The 4257-nt window shown below is 66.6% G+C and carries 3 protein-coding genes; 1 reads left to right on the forward strand and 2 read right to left on the reverse strand.

What is annotated here, in order from left to right:
* Positions 1-236: 236 nt before the first annotated feature.
* The gene (gene sucD, locus ACXJKH_RS16070; RefSeq protein ID WP_256775510.1) at positions 237-1112 is read right to left on the reverse strand and encodes a succinate--CoA ligase subunit alpha; all 876 of its coding nucleotides are present in this window, start codon (positions 1110-1112) and stop codon (positions 237-239) included.
* 175 nt (positions 1113-1287) lie between these two features.
* Entirely contained in the window at positions 1288-2457 is a 1170-nt protein-coding gene (gene sucC, locus ACXJKH_RS16075) for an ADP-forming succinate--CoA ligase subunit beta (RefSeq protein WP_256775511.1), read from the reverse strand.
* Positions 2458-2793: 336 nt separating this feature from the next.
* Between sucC and ACXJKH_RS16080 the strand changes: the two genes are divergently transcribed.
* The coding region (locus ACXJKH_RS16080; protein ID WP_457320789.1) for a sensor histidine kinase at positions 2794-4257 on the forward strand (1464 nt) is incomplete at its 3' end.

Below are 4257 nucleotides of genomic sequence, written 5' to 3' on the forward strand. Positions count from 1 at the left end.
ACGCGATCGTTGGCGGCATCGTGCGGTGCCGGCCAGCGGCCGGCAACCACGCATTCGCCGGCAGCATCGTGCGGAGCCGGCCAGCGGCCGGCACTACCCGAGGGCGCGGGTTGAGGGCGGCGAAAATGCAGAAAGGCCGCCCGGAGGCGGCCTTTCTGTTTGGAGCAGCCGAGCATGGCTCGGCTCTACCGTTGGAGCAGCCGAGCATGGCTCGGCTCTACCGCGCGGCGGGCGGCTTATTTCACCAGCTTGGCGATGGCAGCGCCCAGGTCGCCCGGCGAGCGGACGGTCACAACGCCAGCAGCTTCCATCGCGGCAAACTTGCCTTCGGCAGTGCCCTTGCCGCCCGATGCGATCGCACCGGCGTGGCCCATGCGCTTGCCGGCCGGAGCCGAGGCGCCGGCGATGAAGCCGACGACCGGCTTCTTCACGAACTGCTTGATGTACTCGGCGCCGGCTTCTTCAGCATCGCCGCCGATTTCGCCGACCATGATRATGCCCAGGGTCTGCGGATCTTCGTTGAACAGCTTCAGGCAGTCGACGAAGTTCAGGCCGTTGATCGGGTCACCACCGATGCCGATGCAGGTGGACTGGCCCAGGCCGACTTCGGTGGTCTGCTTGACCGCTTCATAGGTCAGGGTGCCCGAGCGCGACACGATGCCGATCTTGCCCGGCATGTGKATGTGGCCCGGCATGATGCCGATCTTGCACTCGCCCGGGGTGATCACGCCGGGGCAGTTCGGCCCGACCAGCACGGTGTCCGGATGCGAACGGGTCAGCACGTTCTTGACGCGCAGCATGTCCAGCACCGGGATGCCTTCGGTGATGCACACGATGACCTGGATGCCGGCAGCAGCCGCTTCCAGGATCGCGTCGGCCGCGTACGGCGGCGGCACGTAGATGACCGAGGCATTGGCACCGGTGGCCGACACGGCGTCGGCAACGGTGTTGAACACCGGCAGGTCGATGTGGGTGGTGCCGCCCTTGCCGGGGGTCACGCCGCCAACAACCTGGGTGCCGTACTCGATCATCTGAGTGGCGTGGAAGGTGCCCTGCTGGCCGGTGAAGCCCTGCACGATCACCTTGGTGTTCTTGTTGATCAAAACGGACATGTCTTGAAGTCCTTCGTAAATTATTTGGGCCGGCTTCGGAGGAGGAGCCATCGACCAGGTCGAGGTCCGTACCGCATGCCGCCAGAACCCCCGTCACGCCGCGTTGCGGCGTGCCAGCCCCCTTAAATCAAGGGGACACGTCAGGATGCTGCCGGCGATCCGATGCCGTGGAAAATTAGGCGGCGGCTTTGACAGCGTCGACGACCTTCTTGGCACCGTCGTTGATGTTGTCGGCCGGGATGATGGCCATGCCGCTGTCACGCAGCAGCTGCTTGCCTTCTTCCACGTTGGTGCCTTCCAGGCGCACCACGACCGGAACCTTGACGCCCACTTCCTTGACCGCGGCGATGATGCCTTCGGCGATCATGTCGCAGCGGACGATGCCGCCGAAGATGTTGACGAAGATGCCTTCGACCTTGTCCGAGGACAGGATCAGCTTGAACGCCTCGATGACGCGCTGCTTGTTCGCACCGCCGCCCACGTCCAGGAAGTTCGCCGGCTCGCCGCCGTTGAGCTTGATGACGTCCATGGTGGCCATGGCCAGGCCGGCGCCGTTGACCATGCAGCCGATGTTGCCGTCCATGGTGACGTAGTTGATGTCCAGCTCCGAAGCGGTCACTTCGGTTTCGTCTTCCTGGGTCTTGTCGCGCATGGCGACCAGGGCCTTCTGACGGAACGCGGCGTTGTCGTCGCTGTCGAACTTGCCGTCCAGCGCGTACAGGTTGCCGTCGTCCAGGATCGCCAGCGGGTTGATTTCAACCAGCGCCAGGTCCTTTTCGTTGAACAGGCGGTACAGGTTCACCATGATGTTGGCGAACTGGCCGGCCTGCTTGGCGGTGAGGCCCAGCTTGAAGCCGAAATCACGGCCGTGGTAACCCTGCACGCCTTCGACAAAGTCGACGTTGAGCGAGTGGATCAGCTCCGGGGTTTCAGCGGCGACCTGCTCGATCTCCACGCCGCCTTCGGACGAGGCGATGTAGGTGATGGTCTTGGTGCCACGGTCGACCAGTACCGACAGGTACAGTTCCTTGACGATCTCGCCGGCGGTGGTCACCAGCACCAGGTTCACCGGCAGCTCGACGCCGGCGGTCTGGTAGGTGGCCATCTTGGTGCCGAGCATCTTGGCCGCAGCGGCCTTCACATCGTCGGTGGTCTTGCAGAACTTGACGCCGCCAGCCTTGCCGCGGCCGCCCGCGTGGATCTGCGCCTTGACCATCCAGGGGCCCTGGCCCAGGGAATTGGCCGCTGCAACTGCTTCATCCGGGGTCGCCGCGACCTTGCCGGCCGGGACGGGAATGCCGTACTCGGCAAGCAGTTGTTTTGACTGGTATTCGTGGAAATTCATGCGTCACCGTGGGTATAGGAACGACCGCACGCATCTCCAAGGCTCCCTCACGGGGCGCCGGTAAGGACCGCGGCGGGCCCACTATTGTGGACGAGCCGGCGCGCAGGCGCAAAGACGCGCGTCGGCCGCCCCCCGGGGCGGCCGATTCCGGCGATTTTTCAGACAGTTGCGGCATCGGCCCTGCCCAGCCCCGGGCGACGGCCCTGCGGCAGTGCGCAACGGGGCCGGCCCTGGAAGGGGTACGTGCCATGGACGCGGGCGTCAATCAGCGCCACCGGCACCCCATGCACGGCCACACCCTCTACACTGGCCACATGCCTGAAGGGGAGTTCCGGCGTGTCACCCAGTGCTTCATTGATCGACCGCATCGAATCCATACCGAAGCGCGAGCTGTACTTTTTTGCCCTCTACCGCCTGCTGATTGCCGCCGTGATCGCGGCCCTGCTGTTCAGCCCGCTGAGCACGCTGGTCGGTGCTGCCGACCACCCGCGCCTGGCCGGCGTGGTCAGCGGCGCCTACCTGGCGCTGGCGCTGCTGATCCTGGTGATCGGCCGCAACGAGCGCTGGCTGCGCCCGATCGTGATCGGCAGCGTGATCGTGGACATCATCGCCGCCACCCTGCTGGCCCATGCCCTGCCCGGCGCCAGCGCCGGCCTGTCGATGTCCTTGCTGTTCAGCATCGCCGCCGCTGCCACGCTGCTGCCCTTGCCGCTGGGCATGGGCATTGCGCTGACCGCCAGCGCCGCCACCGCCGGCGAGTACCTGTGGAAGCTTCTGGAAGGCGGCGACCCCACCCGGACCCTGGCCGAGCTGGCGATGTTCGTCACCAGCTACCTGGCCCTGGCCTACGTCAGTTACCAGGTGGGCAACCGCGCACGCCGCAACCAGCAGCTGGCCAACCAGCGCGGCGACGAGGTCGCCAACCTGTTCGAAATCAACGAGCTGATCATCCGCCGCATGCGCACCGGCGTACTGGTGGTGGACGGGGCCAACCGCATCACCCTGGCCAACGAAGCCGCCTCGACCCTGATCGGCGACGCCGACGGCGACGGCGGCAGCGGCCGGCTGGAACTGGGCAGCGCCTCGCCCGACCTGAGCCGGCGCCTGCAGCGCTGGCGCAACGGCTGGAAAAATGAGGAAACCCCGCTGCAGCTCTCGCCCGACCAGCCGGAAGTGCAGCCGCGCTTCGCCCGCCTGCTGGCCGGCAGCGACCTGACCCTGGTGTTCCTGGACGATTCCACCGTGGTCTCCCGGCGCGCCGAATCGCTGACGTTGTCGGCGATGGGCCGCTTCTCGGCCAGCCTGGCCCATGAGATCCGCAACCCGCTGGCGGCGATCAACTACGCCGCCCAGCTGCTGGAGGAATCCACCGCCATCGGCGACACCGACCGGCGCCTGCTGCAGATCATCCACCAGCAGTGCCAGCGCACCAACGGCATCGTCGAAAGCGTGCTGGGCCTGGCCCGGCGCGAGCGCGCCAACCCGGAGAACCTGGACCTGGCCGCGTTCGTGCGCCGCTTCGTGCTGGAGTACAAGCAGGGCATCACCCTGGAGACGGACAGCATCGAGCCGATCATCACCGAAACCTCGGTGCACGCCCTGGTCGACCCGCGCCACCTGCATCAGATCCTCACCGTGCTGGTCCACAACGCCCTCAAGTACGGACGCGTCGGCCAGGAACCGGCACGGGTGCGGCTGCGCGTGGCGCGCCAGGAGCGCGCCGCCGTCATCGACGTGATGGACCGCGGCCCGGGCATCCCCGAAACGGTGGCCAGCCAGCTGTTCCGCCCGTTCTTCACC

Source organism: Stenotrophomonas sp. P5_B8 (genome assembly GCF_054049855.1).

What these genes read in the sequence shown, in the direction of transcription:
- sucC (WP_256775511.1), bottom strand. Translation starts at nt 2,457, where the DNA reads ATGAATTTCCACGAATACCAGTCAAAACAACTGCTTGCCGAGTACGGC.